Origin of the sequence: Streptomyces sp. MMG1533 (assembly GCF_001279775.1) — a bacterium.
Taxonomy (GTDB): Bacteria; Actinomycetota; Actinomycetes; order Streptomycetales; family Streptomycetaceae; genus Streptomyces.
The window spans coordinates 1-3554 of sequence record NZ_LGDG01000073.1; the positions used below are offsets into that span (position 1 = coordinate 1).

General features: G+C 74.5%; 3 protein-coding genes and 1 pseudogene. 1 reads left to right on the forward strand and 3 read right to left on the reverse strand.

Annotated features, from left to right (window positions below; all coding sequences use genetic code 11):
• The 3 genes and pseudogenes from ADK57_RS51010 to ADK57_RS10620 all read right to left on the reverse strand — a co-directional run.
• Nucleotides 1-974, reverse strand: a pseudogene (locus ADK57_RS51010) (hypothetical protein); the annotation flags it as partial.
• Nucleotides 975-1107: 133 nt separating this feature from the next.
• On the reverse strand, nt 1108-2292 hold the full coding sequence (locus tag ADK57_RS10615) for an MFS transporter (RefSeq protein WP_053749143.1): 1185 nt from the start codon (nt 2290-2292) through the stop codon (nt 1108-1110).
• Between the two features lie 88 nt (nt 2293-2380).
• A complete protein-coding gene (locus tag ADK57_RS10620; RefSeq protein ID WP_053749144.1) occupies nt 2381-2632 on the reverse strand; it encodes a helix-turn-helix domain-containing protein in 252 nt (83 codons plus the stop codon).
• Between the two features lie 32 nt (nt 2633-2664).
• Here ADK57_RS10620 and map point away from each other — a divergent pair, with 32 nt between their 5' ends.
• On the forward strand, nt 2665-3432 hold the full coding sequence (map, locus tag ADK57_RS10625; RefSeq protein WP_053749145.1) for a type I methionyl aminopeptidase: 768 nt from the start codon (nt 2665-2667) through the stop codon (nt 3430-3432).
• Nucleotides 3433-3554 lie beyond the last annotated feature (122 nt).

The following is a 3554-nucleotide window of genomic DNA, read 5'->3' on the forward strand; positions in this document are numbered from 1 at the left end:
TGCTCCTGCGGGGCGGGGGCCTGCTGTTCCGGGGTGGCGGGCCGGCGGTCGAACTCGCCGTACTCGCCGTGCCCTTCGTACTCGCCGTGCTCCTCGTGCTCGCCGTACTCGCCGTGGCCGGCGCCGGTCTCCACGGCGGAACCGGCGCCGTACGAGACGTCGCGCTCCTGCGAGGGTGCCGCGTACGCGTGCCGACCGTCCGAGGGCGCGGCGTATGCGTCACGACCGTCCGAGGAAGCACCGTACGCATCACGCCCGTCGGAGCGCGCGGCGTACTCGGCACGACCATCCGAACGCGCGGCATACGCGTCAGCGCCCGACGACGCCCCGTACGCGTCACGGCCGCCCGGCCGCGAGTCATACGCCCCACGCCCGTCCGCCCCCGCTCCCCCGTCGTCCACGCGGAACACGGTGCCGCCGTCCGCCGTCCGCCCGCGCCGGATCTCCTCCGCCCGTCCGCCCACCGACCGGCGCTCCAGGTCCTCCATCCGCGCCCGGAGTTCGGCGCAGCGGCGGGTCGCACGTTCGTGGTCGTCGCGGGCCCAGGCGAGGTCGAGACGGATGGCGTCGGCCTCCTGCCGGGTGGTCGCGGAGGCGAGGAACCGGCCCAGTTCGGCCTGCCGTTCGGCGGCGTAGCGCTGTTCGCGGAGCATGACGTCGAAGCGGTCGCCGAGGGCGTCCCGGCCGCCGGGGCGGGCGTCGTGGGCGACGAGTGCGGCGGCGTGCACGGCGCGGGCGCGGTCGGCCTCCGGGCCGGCGACGGCGGGGCCGTATTCCGTGGCGAGGTCGTGGAGGAGCGCCTCGACGACGTCCCAGGGCGGTATCTCACGCCCGTCGAGGCATGCCTGCATACCGTCGGGGTCGCGCTGCCAGAACACGCCGCACCAGCCGGCGCCCGGATCCAGGCGCGCCAGCAGCCCTTCCAAGTAGTTCGCGAACTCCCGCACCCGAGCCGGGAGTTGATCCACTGCCATCGCTCAACTCCTGCCAGACCGGAGTACTCCGGTCCGTAGAAAACACCAGTTGTGTTACGGCGCGGCTACAGACGCTTTTCGAGCCGGACGCGAAGATCCCCGGATCGGGATCCCCGGGCTGTGCGCCGCGCGTTCAGGAGGCCACCCGCACCTCCCGAACCCGGGCCGGCCGCCCCCTCGACACGGCCAGCACCACGGCGCCCGCCGTCACCCCGCACGCCCCGGGCACGGCGGCCGCGGTCAGCGTGGTGTCCGCGAGCACCAGGCCCGACAGCGCGGAGCCCACGGCGATTCCCGCGCCGATCAGCGTCACCAGCCAGGCGAAGGCCTCGGTCACCGTCCCCTCCGGGGCGAGCTCGCCGACCATCCCGAAGGACACCGTCAGCAGCGGTGCGAAGAAGACGCCGGTGCCGACCGCGACCAGACCGGCACCCACCGGCCCCGGCACGAGCGCCACCAGCCAGTACGAGGCCGCCATCCCGGCGCACAGCAGCGCGGCCTTGAGCGGTGCGGCGGCGGTCCACCGCAGCGCTCCGTACGTCACGGCGCCGAGCAGTGCGCCGAACGCGGACAGCGCCATGAGCAGGCCCGCACCGCCCGGCACGGCGTGCTGCTCGGCGTAGGCGACGCTGAAGACGTTGAACCCGCCGACCGCCCAGCCGGCGCCGAACAGGGCGATGAGCAGCAGAAGCAGGGCGGGGCTGCGCAGGGGGCCGAGCCAGTGCGCGTCGCGGGTCTCGGTCCGCCAGGCCCTCGATGGCTCCGCGGTGGCCATGACCAGGGCGCCGAGCAGTCCCAGCCCGGCGGCCAGCCACAGGGCGAGCGGCGCGGGGCCGAGCGCGGCGACGCCGGCGACGGCGAGCGGGCCCGCGATGAAGATGACCTCCTGCGCTCCCGCGTCCACGGCGTACGCCGACTGCAGTTGGCCCGCGTCCACCAGTTCGGGCCACAGGGCGCGCAGGCACGGCTCCAGAGGCGGCGCCGCCGCGCCCGCGACCGCGGCTCCGGCGACGATGGCGTACGCGGATCCCGGGGCGAGCGCGAGCAGTGCGTACCCGAGCCCCGACACCACGGCGGACACGACGAGCACCCGTGGCTGGCCGGTGCGGTCGACGACGCGGCCGAGCAACGGGCCGCCGATCGCCCCGGCGACGGCGAACACGCCGGTGGCCACGCCCACGAGGCGGTAGCCGGCGCCGGCCTCGCGCACGGCGAGGGCGATGGCGAGCGCGGCCATCGCGCTCGGCATCCGTCCGACCAGGGAGCCCGTCAACAGCCTGATGACATAAGGGCGTCGGAGCAGCGTCAGATACAGCATGGGGCTCCTGTGGAAGTGCGGAGCGGCACGGGCCGGACCGGCGCGGGAAACCCGGTCCGCCGGGTCGACCGTCGCAGCGCCTCGCCCCTCAGACCGGCAGCAGGGCGCAGCTCACCGCGATCTGGTCCATGGACAACCCCAGCGCGCGGGCCAGCGCGGCCACCGTGAAGAACGCCGGGGTCGGCGCACGGCCCGTCTCGATCTTGCGGAGGGTCTCCGCGGAGATTCCGGCACTGGCCGCGACCTCCGTCATGCTGCGGCCACCGCGGGCCTCGCGCAGCAGCCGGCCGAGCCGTTCGCCGCGTTCGCGCTCTTCGGGGGTGAGAGGGGTGCGTACCATACCGTCATTGTAATACCGGTATAGTAATTGGCATGGTAGAGCTGAAGACGGACACATCGATCGACGCCATGTACGAGGCCGGCCAGGTCGTCGGGCGAGCCCTGACAGCTGTACGGCAGGCCGCTGACGTCGGCGTTTCCCTGCTGGAGCTGGACGAGGTGGCGCACGACGTGCTGCGCGGGGCGGGCGCTGGCTCGCCCTTCCTCGGTTATCGGCCCTCCTTCGCGCCCACCCCCTTCCCGGCGGTCGTCTGCGCCTCCGTGAACAACGCGATCGTGCACGGCATCCCGACCGCCTACCGGCTGCGCGACGGCGACCTCGTCTCCATCGACTGCGGTGCGGAACTGGGCGGCTGGACCGGCGACTCGGCGATCAGCTTCGTGGTCGGCAAGCCGCGTCCGGCCGACGTCCGCCTGATCGAGACCGCCGAACGGGCGCTGGCGGCCGGCATCGAGGCGGCGGTCGTGGGGAACCGCATCGGCGACATCGCGCACGCGATCGGCACGGTGTGCCGGGCGGCGGGGTATGGCATCCCGGACGGCTTCGGCGGCCACGGCATCGGCCGCCGCATGCACGAGGACCCGCCGGTCCCCAACGAGGGCCGTCCGAGGCGCGGGCTCCCGCTGCGCCACGGCATGGCCCTCGCGATCGAGCCCATGCTGATCGGCGGCGGCACGGACGGCTTCCACGAGGCACCGGACGGCTGGACCCTGCGGACGAACGACGGTTCGCGCGCGGCGCACGTCGAGCACACGGTGGCCATCACGGACGCGGGACCGCGGATCCTGACGGCACGCTGAGCGGCGGGGCGTATCCGCCCTCGGCCGTGATCGTCGCGGGTTCGGGGAGGGAGCAGGTCCGGGATCGAGGGCAGGAGGGGCCGGGGCCCGGGGGCCCGGGAGAGGCCGGAGGGGGCCGGAGG

Excerpts from the sequence above, each read along its gene's own strand:
- ADK57_RS10615 (WP_053749143.1), bottom strand. The coding sequence starts at position 2,292 with ATGCTGTATCTGACGCTGCTCCGACGCCCTTATGTCATCAGGCTGTTG.
- ADK57_RS10620 (WP_053749144.1), bottom strand. The coding sequence starts at position 2,632 with ATGGTACGCACCCCTCTCACCCCCGAAGAGCGCGAACGCGGCGAACGG.
- map (WP_053749145.1), top strand. The coding sequence starts at position 2,665 with ATGGTAGAGCTGAAGACGGACACATCGATCGACGCCATGTACGAGGCC.